Source organism: Geodermatophilus sp. SYSU D01180 (assembly GCF_054050415.1).
The window spans coordinates 1-17,774 of the sequence record NZ_JBJGZH010000030.1; the positions used below are offsets into that span (position 1 = coordinate 1).

Sequence of the window (17,774 nt, forward strand, 5' to 3'; positions counted from 1 at the left end):
CCCCCCCCCCCCCCCCCCCCCCCCCCCCCCCCCCCCCCCCCCCCCCCCCCCCCCCCCCCCCCCCCCCCCCCCCCCCCCCCCCCCCCCCCCCCCCCCCCCCCCCCCCCCCCCCCGGGACGGGGTCACGCCGCCGGGATCAGGCCGTTCGGGTCGAGCACGTACTTCCTCGCCGCGCCCTGGTCGAACTCCTGGTAGCCGCGCGGGGCCTCCTCGAGCGGGATGACCGTCGCGTTGACCGCCTTCGCGATCTGCACCTTGTCGTGCAGGATCGCCATCATCAGCCCGCGGTGGTAGCGCATGACCGGGCACTGGCCGGTGGTGAACGCGTGCGACTTCGCCCAGCCCAGGCCCAGCCGGATGGACAGCGAGCCGGTCTTGGCCGCCTCGTCGACCGCGCCCGGGTCGCCGGTCACGTACAGGCCCGGGATGCCCAGCGCGCCGCCGGCCCGCGTGATGTCCATCAGCGAGTTGAGGACCGTCGCCGGGGCCTCGTGCGAGGCGTCCGCGCCGTGCCCGCGCGCCTCGAAGCCGACGGCGTCGACGCCGCAGTCGACCTCGGGCGTGCCGAGGATCTGGTCGATCTGGTCCTTCGGGTCGCCCTTCGACACGTCGACGGTCTCGCAGCCGAAGCTGCGGGCCTGGGCCAGCCGGTCCTCGTTGAGGTCGCCGACGATGACGACCGCGGCCCCGAGCAGCTGCGCGGACGCGGCCGCCGCGAGCCCCACCGGGCCGGCGCCCGCGATGTAGACCGTCGAGCCGGTGCCGACGCCGGCGGTCACGCAGCCGTGGTAGCCGGTCGGGAAGATGTCCGACAGCATCGTCAGGTCGCGGATCTTCGCCAGCGCCTGGTCCCGGTCCGGGAACTTCAGGCAGTTCCAGTCCGCGTACGGGACCATCACGAACTCGGCCTGCCCGCCGGTCCAGCCGCCCATGTCCACGTAGCCGTAGGCCGAGCCGGGACGGTCGGGGTTGACGTTCAGGCAGATGCCGGTCTTGCCCTCCTTGCAGTTGCGACAGCGGCCGCAGGCGATGTTGAAGGGGACGCTGACGATGTCGCCGATCTCGAGGAACTCGACGTCGGGGCCCTTCTCCACGATCTCGCCGGTGATCTCGTGGCCGAGGACGAGCCGCTCGGGCGCCGTCGTCCGGCCGCGGACCATGTGCTGGTCGCTGCCGCAGATGTTGGTGGCGACCGTCCGCAGGATCACCCCGTGCGGGGTCTTGCGGCCCACGTTGGCCGGGTTGACCCCGGGCCCCTCCTTGAGTTCGAGCCCCGGGTAGTCCAGGTCCGCGACCTCGACCTTGCCCGGACCCATGTACATGACCGCCTTGTTCGCCACGGACGTGCCTCCTCTCGGCAGCCGGCACGGCGCTGTGCCGGGCACCGTCTCCGTTCGCCGCGCCGGCCGGCGCGGCCCTGGTGCCGCCCCCGCGCCAGGACGGGACTCCTGCCTGGGGGTCCGGCGGGGTCCGAGTGTGGCCCGGGTCACAGGACGGTCTCGACGGCGACACGGACCCCTTCCCGACGCGCGGCACGTTGCGACGTACCGTCGCCGGTCGTGCTCGTACTGCTCCCACCCTCGGAGACCAAGTCCGCGGACGGCGACGGCGGCCCGCTCGACCTCACCGCCCTCTCCACGCCGGAGCTCACCCCGCTGCGAGCCCAACTGGTCGAGGCGCTGGTCCGGCTGGCGGCCGACCCGCCCGCCGCCCGCGCGGCGCTCGGCCTGACCCCCGGCCAGGACGCGGAGCTGGGACGCAATGCCGCCCTGTGCACCAGCCCCACCACGCCGGCGCTCGAGCGCTACACGGGCGTCCTGTACGACGCCCTCGCCGTCCGCACCCTGACGCGCGCGCAGCGGGCCCGGGCCGACCGCCGGCTCGCCGTCGGCTCGGCGCTGTTCGGCCTGGTCCGCGCCACCGACGCCATCCCGGCCTACCGGCTGTCGGCCGGCTCCGCGCTCCCGGGGCTGCCCACCCTGCGCGCGCTGTGGCGCCCGGTCCTCGGCCCGGTGCTCGCGGACTCCGGCGAGCTCGTCGTCGACCTGCGCAGCGGGGCCTACCAGGCGCTGGCGCCCGTCCCGGGCGCGATCACCGTCGACGTCCTGAGCGAGCGGGCCGACGGCCGCCGGACCGTGGTCAGCCACGCCAACAAGACGCACAAGGGCCGGGTGGCCCGCCTGCTGGCCACGACGACGGCCGAGCCGGACGACGCCGGGCGGGTGCGTACGCTGCTGCGGCGGGCCGGGTTGCACGTGGAACACGACGGTGCCGACGCCCTGACCCTGGTCCTGCCCGCGGCGGCGTGAGCGGCGTGCCGTCACGTCCCGTGATGGCAGAGGTTTCCTCCCGTGATCCCTGTTGGCCGCAATGCACGTCGCTTACGATGTACGCGGCGTCCGGACCCAGAACCGGCCGGACCGCCGGTGTACGAGGAGCCGGCCGCGAGCCGGGTGAAGGGTTTCGGTGGACGACACGTCTGGGCTCCCCGGGGAGCCGCAGGTCCCGGGCCCGCGTGACGCCGCCGAACTGCTCAGGGCCGACCGCCCCCGCGCCGAGGCCGCGCACCGGCTGCGGCTGCGGGACGCCAGCGTCGTCCTCGACCGCCTCGCCGAGCTCGCCGCCCGGCTGGTCGGCGCCCCGGTCGCCCAGCTGTCCCTGCTCGACGACGTCCAGGTGGTCGTCAGCGGCGCCGGGCTGCCGCCGGGCACGGTCGGCAGCGAGGGCCCGCTCGAGACGACCGCCTGCGCCGTCGCCGCCGCCGAGCGCGCGCCCCTCGTCGTGCCCGACGCCCACGCCGAGCCCCGCGCGGCCGAGCTGCCGCAGGTGGCCGCCGGCGCCGTGGGCGCCTACCTCGGCGTCCCGCTGATCGACTCCGCCGGCCACACGGTCGGCGTCCTGTGCGTCGTCGCCCCGGCCCCGCGGTCGTGGTCGGACACCGACGTCTCCACCCTGCGCCAGCTCGCCGCGGCCGCCGTCACCGAGCTCGAGCTCGCCGCGCTGCGCACCGAGTACGAGGGCGACCGGCTGCGCTGGGGTCTGGCCATCGACGCCGCCGGGATCGGCACGTTCGACTGGGACCTGCACACCGGCGAGCTGACCTGGGACGCGCGGCTGGTCGAGATGTTCGGGTACGCGCCCGAGGATTTCGGCGGCACCATCGAGGACTTCAACGCGCGGGTCCACCCCGACGACCTGCCGCGGGTCACCGACGCGCTGCAGGCCAGCATCGACAGCCGCGGCGACTACGAGGCCGAGTACCGCGTGGTCTGGCCGGACGGGGAGACCCGCTGGGTGCAGGCCCGCGGCCGCACCCTGGCCGACGAGCGCGGCGCGGCGGCCCGCGTGCTCGGCGCGGCCTACGACACCACCGCCGAGCGGGCCGCCGGCCTGCGGGTCACCCGGGTGCTCGAGGCCATGCCGGCCGGCTTCTACTCCCTCGACCGCGAGTGGCGGTTCACCCACGTCAACGCCGAGGCCGAGCGACTGCTGGGCCGCAGCCGCGAGGAGCTGCTCGGCCAGGAGCTGTGGACGGCGTTCCCCGCCGCGGTCGCCAGCGCGTTCGAGGAGAACTACCGGGCCGCCGTCCGCACCGGGACGCCGGTGCAGTTCGACGCCCACTACCCGGCGCCGCTCAACGGCTGGTACGAGCTGCGCGCCTGGCCCAGCCCCGAGGGGCTGTCGGTCTACTTCCTCGAGGTCACCGAGCGCCGCCGCGTGCAGGACCGCGCCGAGCGCGCCGCCCAGCGGCTGGCCCTGCTGGCCCAGGTCAGCGCGGAGCTCGCCGGCGCGCTGGACCCGCAGACGGCGACCGGGCACCTGGCGCGGCTGGTGGTCCCGGCGCTGGCCGACTGGTGCATCGTCACCGTCGTCGACCCCGACGGCCGCCCGCGCGACGTCGGGCACTGGCACGCCGTCCCCTCGGCGCGCGCCCTGGTGGAGCGCTACGCCGCGGTGCGGCTCGACGCGATGCCGGCCACCGCGCCGCTCATGCGGGCCCTGCTCACCGGCGAGCCGGTGATGGAGCGCGGCGACGCCGTGCGCGACCTGCTGGCCGAGGGCGAGGCCCGGGACCTGCTGGGCGCGCTGGCCCCCGAGTCGGCGATCGCCCTCCCGCTGCGCGGCCGCGACCGCACGCTCGGCGTGATGACGCTGTACTGGCGGTCGGGCTGGACGCCGCGCGAGGAGGACCTGGCCACCGCCCAGGACGTCGCCGACCGGGCCGGCCTGGCGCTGGACAACGCCCGCCTCTACGGCCAGCAGCGGGCGCTCGCCGAGGGGCTGCAGCGGAGCCTGCTCACCGAGCCGCCGGAGCCCGACCACGCGCAGATCGCCGTCCGCTACCTCCCGGCCGCCGAGGCCGCGCGGGTCGGCGGGGACTGGTACGACGCGTTCCTGCAGCCGGGCGGGTCGACGATGCTGGTCATCGGCGACGTCGTCGGCCACGACACCGAGGCCGCGGCGGCGATGGGGCAGCTGCGGGCCCTGCTGCGCGGCATCGCCACCTACAGCGACGCCGGCCCCGGCGAGGTGCTGCGCGGCCTGGACGCGTCGATGGCCGTGCTGCAGACCCGGGTCCTCGCCACGGCGACCGTCGCCCGCTTCGAGCAGACCGACGACGAGCGGCGGCGCGGCGTCACCCGGATGCGCTGGGCCAACGCCGGGCACCTGCCGCCGCTGGTCATCAACCCCGACGGCAGCGTGGCCGAGCTGGCGACCTGGCGCGGCGACCTGCTGCTCGGCGTCGACCCGGACGCCCGCCGCGAGGAGTCGGTGGTCACCCTCGACCGCGGCGCGACCGTGCTGCTGTTCACCGACGGGCTCATCGAGCGCCGCGACGCCGACCTCGACGCCGGCATGGCCCGGCTGCGCGAGGCGCTGCGGGAGCTCGCCGGGCGGCGGCTGGACGACCTGCTCGACGAGGTGCTGTACCGGCTGGTGGACGGCCGCCCGGAGGACGACGTCGCGCTCGTCGCGGTGCGGCTGCACCCGCAGGACCGCCCGCGCCCGCCCGACGCCGGGCCCAACCGGGTGCCCGACGTCGTCCCCGAGGACCCGGCGAGCCCGACGCTGCGCTGACCGGCCCGACCGGTCAGGAATCGAGAAGCCCCGGGGGTCCGCCCGCCCCTAGCGTCGTCCGCACGGGCACCGGACAGCGAGAGGGAGCGGGCGACCATGACCAGCAGCGACGTCGAGGCGACCACCGGCTTCACCGCCGAGGAGCGCGCCGCGATGAAGGAGCGCGCCGCCGAGCTGCGCGCCGAGGGGCGGAAGGGCGCGAAGCGGGCCGACGGCCTGCAGGCGGTCCTGGACCGGATCGCGGAGATGGCACCGGAGGACCGGGCGCTCGCCGAGCGGGTGCACGTGGTGGTCACCACGACCGCCCCTGGGCTGGCCCCGAAGACCTGGTACGGCATGCCCGCCTACGCGAACGCGGACGGCAAGGTCGTCGTCTTCTTCCAGGACGCCGGCAAGTTCGGCTCCCGCTACGCGACCCTCGGCTTCAACGACCCCGCGCGGCTCGACGACGGCGACCTCTGGCCGGTGTCGTTCGCGCTGACCGGCTGGAGCCCCGCGGTGGAGGAACGGGTGACCGCGCTGGTGCGCACCGCCACCTCCTGACCGGGGCGGTCAGTCCCGCTGCTTGTCCCGGCGGACGGTCACCTTGCGGCCCTTGACCGTGCTGGCCCGCAGCGCGGTGACGACCTCCTCGGCGGCGCCGGCGGGCACCTCGACCAGGCTGAACCGCTCGGCGATCTCGATCGCGCCGACGTCGCGGCCGCGCAGCCCGGTCTCCCCCGCGATCGCGCCGACCAGGTCGCCCGGGCGGACGCCGGCGCTGCGGCCGGCGCCGATGAACACCCGCTCGGTGTCCCCGCCGCCGGAGCGGGACCGGGGCGGGCGGCCCTGGCCCCGGTCGCCGTCCCGCCGGGCCGGCCGCTCCGGGCGCAGGGCGACCTCGGGGATCTCCTCGTCGTCGTCCGGGCCGGTGGTGGCCTCGTGGGCGAGCTTGACCGCCGCCAGGGCCACCTCCATGACGTCGAACTCGTCGGTGAGCGTCTCGACGACGGCGCGGAACCGCTCGAGGTCGTCGCCGAGCAGGCTCTCCCGCAGCGCGGCGCGGGTCAGCTCCAGCCGGCGGGCGCGCAGGTCGGCGACCGTGGGCACGCGTTCCACGTGGATCGGCGCGCCGGTGACCCGCTCGATCGTCTTGAGCATCCGGTGCGCCCGCGGCTCGACCAGCGTGATCGCCACGCCCTCGCGCCCGGCGCGGCCGACCCGGCCGATGCGGTGCACGTAGGTCTCCGCCGCGGCCGGGACGTCGTAGTTGACGACGTGGGTGAGTTGCTCGACGTCCAGCCCGCGGGCGGCGACGTCGGTGGCCACCAGCAGCTCCGCCGTGCCCGACCGCAGCCGGCCCATCACCCGGTCCCGCTGCTCCTGGCTCATCCCGCCGTGCAGTGCCTCGGCGCGGTAGCCGCGGCCGTTGAGCGTCTCGGTGAGGTCGTCGACCTCGTCGCGGGTGCGGCAGAAGACGATGGCCGCCGTCGGGCTCTCGACGTCGAGGACCCGGCCCAGCGCTGCGGGCTTGGCCGCGCGGGCGACGACGAACGCCGTCTGGCGCACCCGCGGCGCCTCGCCCTCCACCGGCACCTCGCGGGCGACCTGGATGCGCAGCGGGTCGCGCAGGTGGCGGCGGGCCATGCTGTCCAGCCGGCGCGGCATGGTGGCGCTGAACAGCACCGTCTGCCGCTCCTCGGGCACCTCCTCCAGCAGCGCCTCGAGGTCCTCGGCGAAGCCCATGTCGAGCATCTCGTCGGCCTCGTCGAGCACCACGGTGGCCACGCCGCCCAGGTGCAGGCTGCCCCGCTGCAGCAGGTCCAGCGCCCGGCCGGGGGTGGCGACGACGACGTCGACGCCGGCCTCCAGCGCCCGCAGCTGCCGCGGGATCGGCTGGCCGCCGTAGACCGGCACCACCCGGGCGCCGAGGTCGCGGCCGTAGCGGTGCAGCGCCTCCGACACCTGGATGGCCAGCTCGCGGGTGGGGACGAGGACCAGGGCCAGCGGGTCTCCGCCGGGGCGGTCGTCGGGCAGCCGCTGCAGCACCGGCAGGGCGTAGGCGGCGGTCTTGCCGGTGCCGGTGGCGGCCTGGCCGAGCAGGTCGCGGCCGGCGACCATCGGCGGCACCGCCTCGCGCTGGATCGGGGTGGGCTCCTCGTAGCCGAGCCGCGACAGCGCCGCCAGGAGCTCCGCCCGCAGGCCGAGGTCGGCGAAGGTCCCGCCGTCGGGGGCAACCGTCTCGCCGGCCTGCTGCTGGGTGTCCTCGCCGTCCACCCGCCCAGTGTCCGGCACGGCGGCCCACCCCTGGCACGGGACCCCGGCATGGCACCCTCCCCCGGTGACCCCCGCACCCGCCGTCGCCGACGACCTCTGCCTGCGCCCGGCCACCGAGCTGGCCGCGCTCGTGCGCGCCCGGGAGGTCTCGGCGCGCGAGCTGCTGGAGGTGCACCTGGCCCGCATCGAGCGGGTCGACCCGCGGGTCAACGCGATCGTCACCCTGGACGCCGAGGGCGCGCGGGCCGCGGCCGACGCCGCCGACGCCGCGCTGGCGGCCGGGGAGGAGGTCGGCCCGCTGCACGGCCTGCCGGTGGCGCACAAGGACACCCACGCCACCGGCGGCATGCGGACCACCTGGGGCTCGCCGCTGCACGCGGACACCGTCCCGGCGCGCGACGAGCTCGTCGTCGAGCGGCTGCGCCGGGCCGGCGCGGTCCGGGTGGGCAAGACCAACGTGCCGGAGTTCGCGGCCGGCTCGCACACGTTCAACCCGCTCTTCGGCGCCACGCACAACCCGTGGCGGCACGGGCTGTCGGCCGGCGGGTCCAGCGGCGGCGCGGCGGCCGCGCTCGCCGCCGGGCTGGTGCCGGTGGCCGAGGGCAGCGACATGGGCGGCTCGCTGCGCAACCCGGCGGCGTTCTGCGGCGTCGTCGGGCTGCGGCCCACGCCCGGGCGGGTGCCGACCTGGCCCGCCGGGCTGGGCTGGGCGACGCTGTCGGTGCAGGGGCCGATGGGCCGCACCGTCGGCGACGTCGCGCTGACGCTGTCGGCGATCGCCGGGCCCGACCCGCGGGTGCCGATCGCGCTGTCCGAGGACGGCGCCTCCTTCGCCGCGCCGCACCCGGCGGAGCTGCGCGGCCTGCGGGTGGCCTGGACGCCGGACCTCGGCGGGCTCGTGCCGGTCGAGCCGGAGGTCACGGGCGCGCTGGCGGGGGTGCCTCGGCTGCTCGAGGCGCAGGGCGCCGTCGTCGAGGAGGCCTGCCCCGACCTGCGCGAGGCCGACGAGGTGTTCGGCACCCTGCGCGCCTGGCTGTTCGAGGCCACCTTCGGCGAGGTGGTGCGCCGCTCGCCGGAGCAGGTGAAGGAGGCCATCCGGCGCAACGCCGCGCGCGGGGCGGCGCTCAGCGGCGCCGACGTCGCCCGGGCCGAGCTCGGGCACACCCGGCTGCACGAGGAGGTGGTCGGCTTCTTCGACCGCTTCGACGTGCTGCTGGCGCCGACCACCCAGGTGCTCCCGTTCCCGGTGGAGCAGGAGTACCCGACCGAGGTCGCGGGCGTGCCGCAGGCGGACTACCTGGGCTGGATGCGCTCCTGCACGCTGGTGTCGGCCACCGGTTGCCCGGCGCTGTCGCTGCCCGGCGGGTACACCACCGACGGCCTGCCGGTGGGCCTGCAGGTGGTCGCCGCGCCGCGGGCCGACCTGCGCCTGCTGGAGGTGGCGGCCGCGCTGGAGCAGGTGCTCGGCACCCCCCGGCTGCCCGCGCTCTGACGCCGTCTGCGGCCGTCTAGCGCAGGAGGTAGACAGCCGCAGACTCGGTCATCGACGACCCGCGCGGGGTGGCGGCGGGGCGACCGGGGTGTCGGAGGACTCCTCCAGCACGTCGGCGGCCGAGCCGACGATGAGCGGGTCCGGGTCGCCGACGACGTCGCAGTCCTTGTCGTCGTAGTCCAGCCGGCACAGCACGTGCCGCATCGCCTCCAGCCGGGCGCGCTTCTTGTCGTTGCTCTTGATGACCGTCCACGGCGCGTGCTGCGTGTCGGTGTGGAGGAACATCGCCTCCTTGGCCTCGGTGTAGGCGTCCCACTTGCCGAGGCTGGCGAGGTCGGTGGGCGAGAGCTTCCACTGCCGCACCGGGTCGATCTGCCGCACGACGAAGCGGCTCCGCTGCTCCCCGCGCGACACCGAGAACCAGAGCTTGAACAGCAGGACGCCGCTGTCGACGAGCATCCGCTCGAACTCCGGCGCGTCCTGCAGGAACTGCCGGTACTGCTCGTCGGTGCAGTAGCCCATCACCCGCTCGACGCCGGCGCGGTTGTACCAGGACCGGTCGAACATCACGATCTCGCCGGCCGCGGGCAGGTGCTGCACGTAGCGCTGGAAGTACCACTGCGTCTGCTCGCGCTCGGAGGGCTTGTCCAGCGCCACCACCCGCGCCCCGCGGGGGTTGAGGTGCTCGGTGAACCGCTTGATCGTGCCGCCCTTGCCCGCGGCGTCCCGCCCCTCGAAGACGATGACCAGCTTCTGCCCGGTCTCCTTCACCCAGCTCTGCATGTGCAGCAGCTCGATCTGCAGGCGGCGCTTCTCGATCTCGTACTCCCGGCGCTCCATGCGCTCGGTGTAGGGGTAGCCCTCGCGCCAGGTCTCGACCCGCAGCCCGTCGGGGCCGAACAGCTCGCGGTCGTCGTCCCAGTCCTCGTCGCTGTCCTCGTCGGGCAGGGCGTTGAGCCGCCAGCGGCTCAGGTCGAGGACCTCGGCCTCCTTCGGCGCCTCGGTGGTGCCGGGAGGGTCACCTCCCTGCTCCTGCACGGCCTGGTCCTGCGCAGGCTCCTGCACGGGCTCGCGGTCGACGGCGGTGTCGGGCTGCACGGGGTCCCCCTCCCGGGTCGGTCACGTCCGGGACCGGCCGTACCCCACCCTGGACCGCGCACGCCCGGGGCGCGACGGGGCGGGCGCCCCGGACTCGAGCACGTGCGCGACGGCGTACTCGGCGAGCGCGGCCAGCGCCCGCGCGTCACGGCCGGGCGCGAGGGCGGGCAGCAGGTGGACCTCGACGACGCCGCCGTCCACCTCGCGGACGGCGACCGGGCAGACGGGAGCCTGCGCGTCGACGGCGGGCGCGAGCGCGCGGGCGCGGAACCGGCCGGGGTCCTCCCCCTCCGCCGGGCCGCCGGGGTGCGCGGTGACCGTGCCCCCGGCGCGCAGCAGGGCGGTGACCTCGGCGCGGACCGAACCGCTGCCGTCGTCGACCAGGAGCCCGCCGCGGCGGGCGAGCACGCGCACCAGCGGGGTGCCGGCCAGCGCGGCGTCGACCACCGGGGTGCCGGGGACGACGGTGGCCAGCGCGAGGACGTCGGTCCAGCCGGCGGCGTTGGCGACGACCAGCCGGGGTCCGCGCGGCCAGGCGACCGCCGGGTTGACCACCCGCACGCGCAGCCCCCGCGCCGTGAGCAGGTCGGCGGCGGTGCACACGCGCAGCCGCTGCCGGCGGCGTGCGCCGCCCCAGGTCGCGGTGGCGGCGCGGACGGCGGTGCGGGCGAGCACCGGGGTCATGGCGGTGCGGGCGGGGGACGGGGTGCCGTGGTCCCCGGGGTCCTCCAGGTCACGGGACGGGTGTCCGCGCGCCAGGGTCGGGTCCCCGGGTGTCCGCCGGGTGACGCCGGTGCGGAGATCCCGCGACGGCCCGGGGAACCCCTCCGCGGCCGGGGCCCGGGACCGGCGGTGCGCCGGCCCCGGGCCCCGGGGGTCGCGGTCAGCCGAACAGCACCGACGACACGACGTCGTACAGGTGGGTGTTCGGGTAGTAGCCCGTCAGGTCCTCGCTGCCCGGCCCCTCCGCGGTGACGACGGTCGGGGCGCCGGTGTGCGCGGTCGTCGTCCAGTCGAGGGCGAAGTCGTAGGCGCCCCCGGTGCCGGCGACGGCGAACGGGCCGTCCTCGCCGGAGTCGGTGTCGCCCGCGATCGACGGGTCGAGGGTGCCGCCGGGGCCGCTCTCGTCCTCGGGGTCGACGTCCTCGATGGTCAGCCCGCCGCACTCGTGGTCGCCGGTGACGACCAGCAGCGTGTCGGGGTGCTCGGCGACGTAGGCCCGGGCCACCTCGACGGCCGCGTCGAGGGAGCGCATGGCCTCGAGCATCCGGGTGCCGTTGTTGTGGTGCGCCATCTCGTCGACGGCCTCCTCCTCGACGAGGAGGAAGAAGCCGTCCTCGTCCCGGGAGAGGACGTCGAGGGCCTTGGTGGTCATGTCGGCCAGGGAGACGACCGGGTCGAACTCGTCGCCCTCGCCCTCGGGGCGCTGCTGGAACACCTCCTCGTTGGCGAACAGCCCGAGCAGCAGGCCGGAGCCGGCCGCGGCGAACTCCTCGGCGGTGCTCACGTACTCGTAGCCCTGCGCCTCGGCCTGCGCGACCAGGTCGCCCTGGGTGCTGCGGGAGACCTCCGGGTCCTCGGTGTCGCCGGTGCGCGGCGGGTAGGCGCCCTCGTCGCCGGCGGGCAGCCACCAGTCCTCGCCGCCGCCGAGGATGACCTCGGGCCGGCTGCGCTCCAGGTACTGGCGGGCGATGTCGTCCTGCGCGGCGCGGTCGGTGCTGTTGGCGAAGAACGCCGCGGGGCTGGCGTCGGTGACCTGCGCGGTGGTCACGATGCCGCCGGCCAGGCCCGCGTCCTCGGCCTGCTGGCCGATGGTCGGCAGGGGGGCGCCGTCGACGTCGACGCTGATCGCCCCGTTGTAGGTCTTCACCCCGGTGGCCCAGGCCGACGCCGAGGCCGCGGAGTCGGTGACCGTGTCCTCCGGGTCCCGCGCGTCGGTGGTCTGCAGGCCGGCGACCGGCAGCGCGTCCATGGCCAGCTGCCCGTCGAAGCCCTCCTGGTCGAGCCGGGCGGCCTCGCGGTGGGCGGCGGCCATCCCGTCGCCGTTGACGAAGATGACGCTGCGCGGGGGCCCGTCCGCGGAGCCGCCGCCGTGCCCGCCGCCGTGCGCGGGTCCACCGCCACCGGCGAACGCGCCCGTCAGCGGCAGCAGCGCGAGCGTGCCGCCGGCCACCGCCACCACGGTGGCCGTCCGCAGCCGCCGTCCTGTCCTCGGGTCGGTCATGGTCGTCCTCTCGTCGCCGGGACCCCGGTCGACAGGTCACACCGCCCAGGGACGCCCTCACGGTGGGACGTGACCTGGGTCACTCGCCTGGGCGACACGCCACCGGGGTCCCGGGCCGCGGCCCGTCCGGCCGGACCGTGACGGACCGACCCCTCCCAGCCACCGCACAGCAACCGGACAGCCGGTTCCCAGGCCGCGGTCAGCGGCGGCGCAGGCCCCGCAGGGTCCGGACGGCGACCAGCAGCTCGGGCAGCTCGTGCCGGTCGCCCGCGGCGATGTCGGCGAGCTGGGCCGCGGCCCGCCGCTGGGCCGGGTCCCAGCCCTCCACCCAGTCCCCGACCAGGGCGGTGGCGTCGTCGCCGCTCCCCCGCCCGGCCAGGACCTCGACGGCCAGCTCGGCCTGCTCGGCGGCCAGGTCGTCGCGCAGCGCGGCGCGGGCCATCGACGGCCAGCGCCGGTCCCGGGGCAGCGCCGTCACGAGCTCCCGCAGCGGCACCAGCGCCAGCCGCTCGGCCAGCTCCTCCGTGACCCGCCCGGCCAGCTCGATCGGCGCGCCGGTGCGCTCGGCGACGACGGCCAGGTCGAGGGCCACCGGCAGCAGCGGCGCGGCCGCCAGCTCGCCCGCGAGCCCGGCCGGCACACCCGCGGCCTGCAGCCGCCGCGCCCGCTCCGCGTACGCGGCCGCCTCGTGGCCCAGCAGCCAGCCCGGCAGGCCGGCCCGCACCGCCGCTACGGGGCCGGCGAACCGCTCGGTGAGGACCGCGATCCCCACCGGGGGGTGCGCGCCGATCTCGGGCAGCCGCAGCAGCCACCGCGCGGCCCGCTCGGCCAGCCGGGTCGCCTCGGTGCGCAGCTCCACCTGCACCGGCGCGGGCACCCGGTTGTCCAGCGGCCGGACGGCGTCCCACAGCCGGTCGACGTCGAACACCGCGCGGGCCACCGCGTGCGCCCGGACGACGGCGGCGAGGTCGAGCCCGCTCTCCTCGGCCAGCCGGTACAGCCCGGTCACCCCGGCGGTGTTGACCGCCCGGTTGGTCAGCGCGGTGGCCACGATCTCCCGGCGCAGCGGGTGGGCCTCGACCGCGTCGGGGAACCGCTCGCGCAGCGGGGCCGGGAAGTAGTCGCTCAGCAGCCGGGCGAGGGCGGGGTCGTCGGGCAGGTCGGAGGCGAGGACGGCGTCGCCCGCCTCGAGCTTGGCGTAGGCCAGCAGCACCGACAGCTCGGGGCTGGTCAGCGCGTGCCCGTCCCGGCGTCGCTGGGCCAGCGCCCGGTCGTCGGGCAGCGCCTCGACCGCGCGCACCAGCCGCCCCGACCGCTCCAGCGCCCGGATGAACCGCTCGTGCGCGTCGAGCAGGCTGCGCGCGGAGTTCACCTCGACGGCGAGCGTGGCGTTCTGCGCGTGGTTGTCGGTGAGGACGGCGGCGGCGACCTCGTCGGTCATGTCGGCCAGCAGCGCGGCGCGGCCGTCGGCGTCGAGGACGCCGGCCTCCACCACCTCGTTGAGCGCGATCTTGATGTTCACCTCGTGGTCGGAGGTGTCCACGCCCGCGGAGTTGTCGATGGCGTCGGTGTTCACCCGGCCGCCGGCCAGCGCGTACTCCACCCGCCCGCGCTGAGTGAGGCCGAGGTTGCCGCCCTCCCCCACCACGCGCACGCGCAGCTGGTGGCCGTCGACCCGGACGGCGTCGTTGGCCTTGTCGCCGACGTCGAGGTGGCTCTCGGTGGCGGCCTTGACGTAGGTGCCGATGCCGCCGTTGAACAGCAGGTCCACCGGGGCGAGCAGCACCGCGCGGATCAGCTCGACCGGGGAGAGCGTGTCGACGTCGGCGTCGAGGCCGAGCGCGGCCCGCATCGGCTCGCTGACCGGGATCGCCTTCGCCGTCCGCGGCCACACGCCGCCGCCGGCGCTGATCAGCGCGGGGTCGTAGTCGGCCCAGGAGGAGCGGGGCAGCTCGAACAGCCGCCGGCGCTCGGCGAACGACGTCGCGGCGTCGGGGGTGGGGTCGACGAACACGTGCCGGTGGTCGAAGGCGGCCACCAGCCGGATGTGCTCGGACAGCAGCATCCCGTTGCCGAAGACGTCGCCGCTCATGTCGCCGACGCCGACGACGGTGAACTCCTGGCTCTGCACGTCCACGCCGAGCTCGCGGAAGTGGCGGGTCACCGACTCCCACGCGCCGCGGGCGGTGATGCCCATGGCCTTGTGGTCGTAGCCGACCGACCCGCCGGAGGCGAAGGCGTCGCCCAGCCAGAACCCGCGCTCGAGCGCGACGGCGTTGGCGAGGTCGGAGAAGGTCGCCGTGCCCTTGTCCGCGGCGACGACGAGGTAGGCGTCGTCGCCGTCGTGGCGGACCACGCGGTCCGGGGGCACGACCTTCCCGCCCACCAGGTCGTCGGTGAGCGACAGCAGCGCGCCGATGAACAGCCGGTAGCAGGCCTGGCCCTCGGCCAGCACCTCCTCGCGGGAGGCGCCCTCCGGCGGTGGGGTGCGGACGACGAAGCCGCCCTTCGCGCCGGTGGGCACGATGACGGTGTTCTTCACCATCTGCGCCTTGACCAGGCCGAGGACCTCGGTGCGCAGGTCCTCGCGGCGGTCGGACCAGCGCAGCCCGCCGCGGGCCACGGCGCCGAACCGCAGGTGCACGCCCATCACCCGCGGGGAGCTGACGAACACCTCGCGGGCCGGGCGCGGCTCGGGCAGGTCGGGGACCGTGCGGCAGTCGAGCTTGATCGCCAGCGGCCCGCCCGCGTAGTAGGTGGTGCGCTGGGTGGCCAGGACGGCGGCCAGCAGGCTGGTGAGCACGCGGTCGGCGTCGAGGGTGTCGACCCGGCCGATCGCCTCGCGCAGCGACGCGGCCAGCGCCTCCTGGCGGGTGGCCCGGCCGGCCTCGCGCCCGGGCGAGAAGCGGGTCTCGAACAGCGCGACCAGCCGCGCGACGACGTCGGGGTGGGCGGCCAGCGTCGTCTCCACGTACCGCTGGCCGAAGGGCAGCCCGGCCTGGCGCAGCCACTGCACGTAGGCGCGTACGACCGTCACCTGCCGCCAGTTGAGCCCGGCCAGCAGCACCAGCGCGCCCAGGCCGTCGTCCTCGGCGTCGCCGCGCCACACCGCGGCGACCGCCTCGGTGAACCGCTCGGGCAGCGAGCCGGGGAAGGGCAGCTCCCCGCCGGGGGCGGTGAGCCCGAAGTCGTAGATCCAGGCCGCCGGGGCGCCGATCCGGTCGATCTCGTAGGGCCGCTCGTCGACGACGTCCACGCCCATGTGCTGCAGCACCGGCAGCACGTCGGACAGCAGCAGCCGCTCCCCCACCCGGTAGACGGTCAGCCGCGGCTCCCCGGCGTCGGCCCCGCGCGGGCGGTGCAGCCGCAGGCCGAGCTCGCCGGGCGGCAGCGCGTCGAGGCGGGCGAGGTCCTCGACGGCCGTCGTCGCCGGGAAGTCCTCCTGGTAGGCGGCCGGGAAGGCGTCGGCGACGCGGGCCAGCACCTGCTCGGCGTCGGCGCCGTGCCGCTCGGCCAGCGCGTCGGACAGGTCGTCGGTCCAGCTGCGGGCGACCGCCGCGAGCTCCCGCTGCAGCGCCTCGGCGTCGACGTCGGGCAGCGCCGGCGTCCCGCCCCGGCCCACCGGCAGCCGGACGACGAAGTGCAGCCGGGCCAGCACCGACTCGGTGGAGCGGGCGGTGAACTCGATGTCCCGGCCGCCCAGGCGGGACAGCAGCAGCTGCTGCATCGCCAGGCGGACCTCGGTCGTGTAGCGGTCGCGCGGCAGGTAGACCAGCGCCGACCAGAACCGGCCGTAGGGGTCGCGGCGCAGGAACAGCCGGGTCTGCCGGCGCTCCTGGAGGTAGAGCACAGCCAGCGCCACCGGCAGCAGCTCGGCGGCCGGCGCCTGGAACAGCTCGTCGCGCGGGAGGGTGTCCAGGACGTCGACCAGCGTCTTGCCGGTGTGGCTGTCGGCCGGCACGCCGGAGCCCTCGACCACCTCGGCGACGCGGCGGCGCACGAGCGGCACGTCGCGGACGTTCGCCGCCGCGGTCGCGGAGGGGAACAGCCCGACCAGCCGGTGCTGGCGGGCGGGGCGGTCGCCGTCGGCAGGCTCGGTCACCGCGACCAGGTCCAGCCAGGCGCGGCGGTGCACCGTCGAGCGGATGTCGGCCTTGGTGACGGTCAGCAGCGCCGGGCCCAGCGGGCCGGCCGCCTCCGGCAGCGCCGTCGCGGTGTCGCTGCGCAGGACCCCCAGGCCGGTCCCGGGCACGGCGCGCACGGCGGTCCCCACCTCGACCTCGCGGGCGCCGAGGAAGACGAAGTTGCCGTCGGCCAGCCACCGGAGCAGGGCCGCCGCCTCGGCGGGGTCGTCGGCCGGGTCGGCGGCGTCGACGCTGCCGCGCTCCTCCAGCCGGGTGGCCAGCTCCAGCGCGCGGGCGGCGGTGCGCGGGGCGTCCTCGTCGACGGCGCGGACGTCGGCGAGCACGGTGCGCAGCCCGGCGACCAGGTCACCGGCGGCCTCGTCGTCGAGCGGGCCGTCCAGGACGGCGGCCATCCACGACTCGGCCAGCGCGTCGGGACCGCAGCGCGCCACGGCCGTGCCGGGGCTGTCGCAGAAGGCCCGCAGCACGCCGGAGACGTCCCGCCGGACGACGACCACGGGGTGCACGACGTGCTGCAGCCCCACGCCCTGCCGGACCACCTCGGCGGTCACGGAGTCGACGAGGAAGGGCATGTCGTCGGTGACGACGAGCAGCAGCCCGCGCCCGTCGGCCAGCCGCTCGACGACGACGGTGGCCGCGCCCTGCGCCCGGACGCCGGCCAGCCGGAGGTGGCGCAGCGCCAGCCCGGCGAGGTCGGCCGGGTCGTGCCCGAGGACCTCGGCGGCCGGCTCGCTCCAGTAGTAGCGCTGCAGCAGGGCCGGGAGGTCCCCGGTGCCGCAGCCGGCGGGCAGGTCGGGCCCGCCGTCAGCGCCGTCGGCGGCGGCGCGCGCGGCCTCGGCGAGCAGGGCCCGCTTCTCCTCGTTGGCGGCCTCGAGGGCGACCAGTCCCGGCGGGACGTCGTCCTCCGGTCGGTCGGGGACGACGGTGTCCACGCCGGTGGTGCTCATGTCCGGCGACGCTAACCCGCCCGAGCCGCCTCGTCAGTGCGACGCGGGGTGACGTGCTGGAACGGCCCCCTCGCAGGGGCCCGCCGCGAGCCTGCGAGCGGTGGGGGGCAGCGGGGTCCTTCGATCAGCGGTCGAGGAGCTGGTCGGCGGCCCAGCCCACGACGGCGAGGACGAGCCCGCCGAGGACCGCGGTGCCGAAGCCGTCGACCGACAGCCGGTCCGACAGCGCCGCGGTGAGGCCGAGCAGCGCGGCGTTCACGACCAGGAGGAACAGGCCGAGGGTGAGCAGGATCGCCGGGAAGGACAGGAACCGCAGGACGGGCCCGGCCACCGCGTTGACGACGGCGAACAGCAGCCCCACCCAGAGGAAGGTGCCGCTGATGCCGAGCGCCCCCTCCTCGTTGCCGTCGATCTGGATGCCCGGCAGCAGCCGCGTGAGGCCGTAGAAGGCCAGGGCCATGACGACGACCTTGAGCGCGAACCTGATCACGCGTCCACGCTAGTGGCCGGACCTGGCAGTCCCCTGGCTCTGC

At 76.5% G+C, this 17,774-nt stretch carries 11 protein-coding genes; 4 read left to right on the top strand and 7 right to left on the bottom strand.

The window, feature by feature from the left end; genetic code table 11:
* Positions 1-122 precede the first annotated feature (122 nt).
* The gene (gene fdhA / locus ACI8AA_RS20465; RefSeq protein ID WP_457046210.1) at positions 123-1,340 is read right to left on the bottom strand and encodes a formaldehyde dehydrogenase, glutathione-independent; all 1,218 of its coding nucleotides are present in this window, start codon (positions 1,338-1,340) and stop codon (positions 123-125) included.
* A 219-nt stretch (positions 1,341-1,559) separates the two neighbouring features.
* On the opposite strand from fdhA, the gene yaaA reads away from it, so the two are divergent.
* From yaaA to ACI8AA_RS20480, 3 genes are all read left to right on the top strand, one after another.
* Positions 1,560-2,309 carry a peroxide stress protein YaaA gene (gene yaaA, locus ACI8AA_RS20470; protein ID WP_457046211.1) on the top strand — a complete coding sequence of 250 codons (750 nt, stop codon included), beginning with the start codon at positions 1,560-1,562 and terminating at the stop codon, positions 2,307-2,309.
* Between the two features lie 157 nt (positions 2,310-2,466).
* Positions 2,467-5,079, top strand: a complete 2,613-nt coding sequence (locus tag ACI8AA_RS20475) for a SpoIIE family protein phosphatase (protein WP_457046212.1) — start codon at positions 2,467-2,469, stop codon at positions 5,077-5,079.
* A 96-nt stretch (positions 5,080-5,175) separates the two neighbouring features.
* Positions 5,176-5,622, top strand: a complete 447-nt coding sequence (locus ACI8AA_RS20480; protein ID WP_457046213.1) for an iron chaperone — start codon at positions 5,176-5,178, stop codon at positions 5,620-5,622.
* 9 nt (positions 5,623-5,631) lie between these two features.
* On the opposite strand, the gene ACI8AA_RS20485 is transcribed toward ACI8AA_RS20480, so the two are convergent.
* Entirely contained in the window at positions 5,632-7,335 is a 1,704-nt protein-coding gene (locus ACI8AA_RS20485; RefSeq protein WP_457046214.1) for a DEAD/DEAH box helicase, read from the bottom strand.
* A gap of 64 nt (positions 7,336-7,399) precedes the next feature.
* On the opposite strand from ACI8AA_RS20485, the gene ACI8AA_RS20490 reads away from it, so the two are divergent.
* The gene (locus ACI8AA_RS20490) at positions 7,400-8,827 is read left to right on the top strand and encodes an amidase (protein WP_457046215.1); all 1,428 of its coding nucleotides are present in this window, start codon (positions 7,400-7,402) and stop codon (positions 8,825-8,827) included.
* Between the two features lie 48 nt (positions 8,828-8,875).
* Here the strand turns inward: ACI8AA_RS20490 and ppk2 are convergent, their stop codons facing one another.
* The 5 genes from ppk2 to ACI8AA_RS20515 all read right to left on the bottom strand — a co-directional run bounded on the left by ppk2 (position 8,876) and on the right by ACI8AA_RS20515 (position 17,731).
* The gene (ppk2, locus tag ACI8AA_RS20495) at positions 8,876-9,925 is read right to left on the bottom strand and encodes a polyphosphate kinase 2 (protein WP_457046216.1); all 1,050 of its coding nucleotides are present in this window, start codon (positions 9,923-9,925) and stop codon (positions 8,876-8,878) included.
* Positions 9,926-9,946: 21 nt separating this feature from the next.
* Entirely contained in the window at positions 9,947-10,600 is a 654-nt protein-coding gene (locus ACI8AA_RS20500) for a hypothetical protein (protein ID WP_457046217.1), read from the bottom strand.
* Positions 10,601-10,808: 208 nt separating this feature from the next.
* Positions 10,809-12,149: an alkaline phosphatase gene (locus ACI8AA_RS20505; protein WP_457046218.1), complete on the bottom strand. Its 1,341-nt coding sequence runs from the start codon at positions 12,147-12,149 to the stop codon at positions 10,809-10,811.
* 199 nt (positions 12,150-12,348) lie between these two features.
* Entirely contained in the window at positions 12,349-17,241 is a 4,893-nt protein-coding gene (locus tag ACI8AA_RS20510; RefSeq protein ID WP_457046219.1) for an NAD-glutamate dehydrogenase, read from the bottom strand.
* Positions 17,242-17,365: 124 nt separating this feature from the next.
* Positions 17,366-17,731 carry a phage holin family protein gene (locus ACI8AA_RS20515; RefSeq protein WP_457046220.1) on the bottom strand — a complete coding sequence of 122 codons (366 nt, stop codon included), beginning with the start codon at positions 17,729-17,731 and terminating at the stop codon, positions 17,366-17,368.
* Positions 17,732-17,774 lie beyond the last annotated feature (43 nt).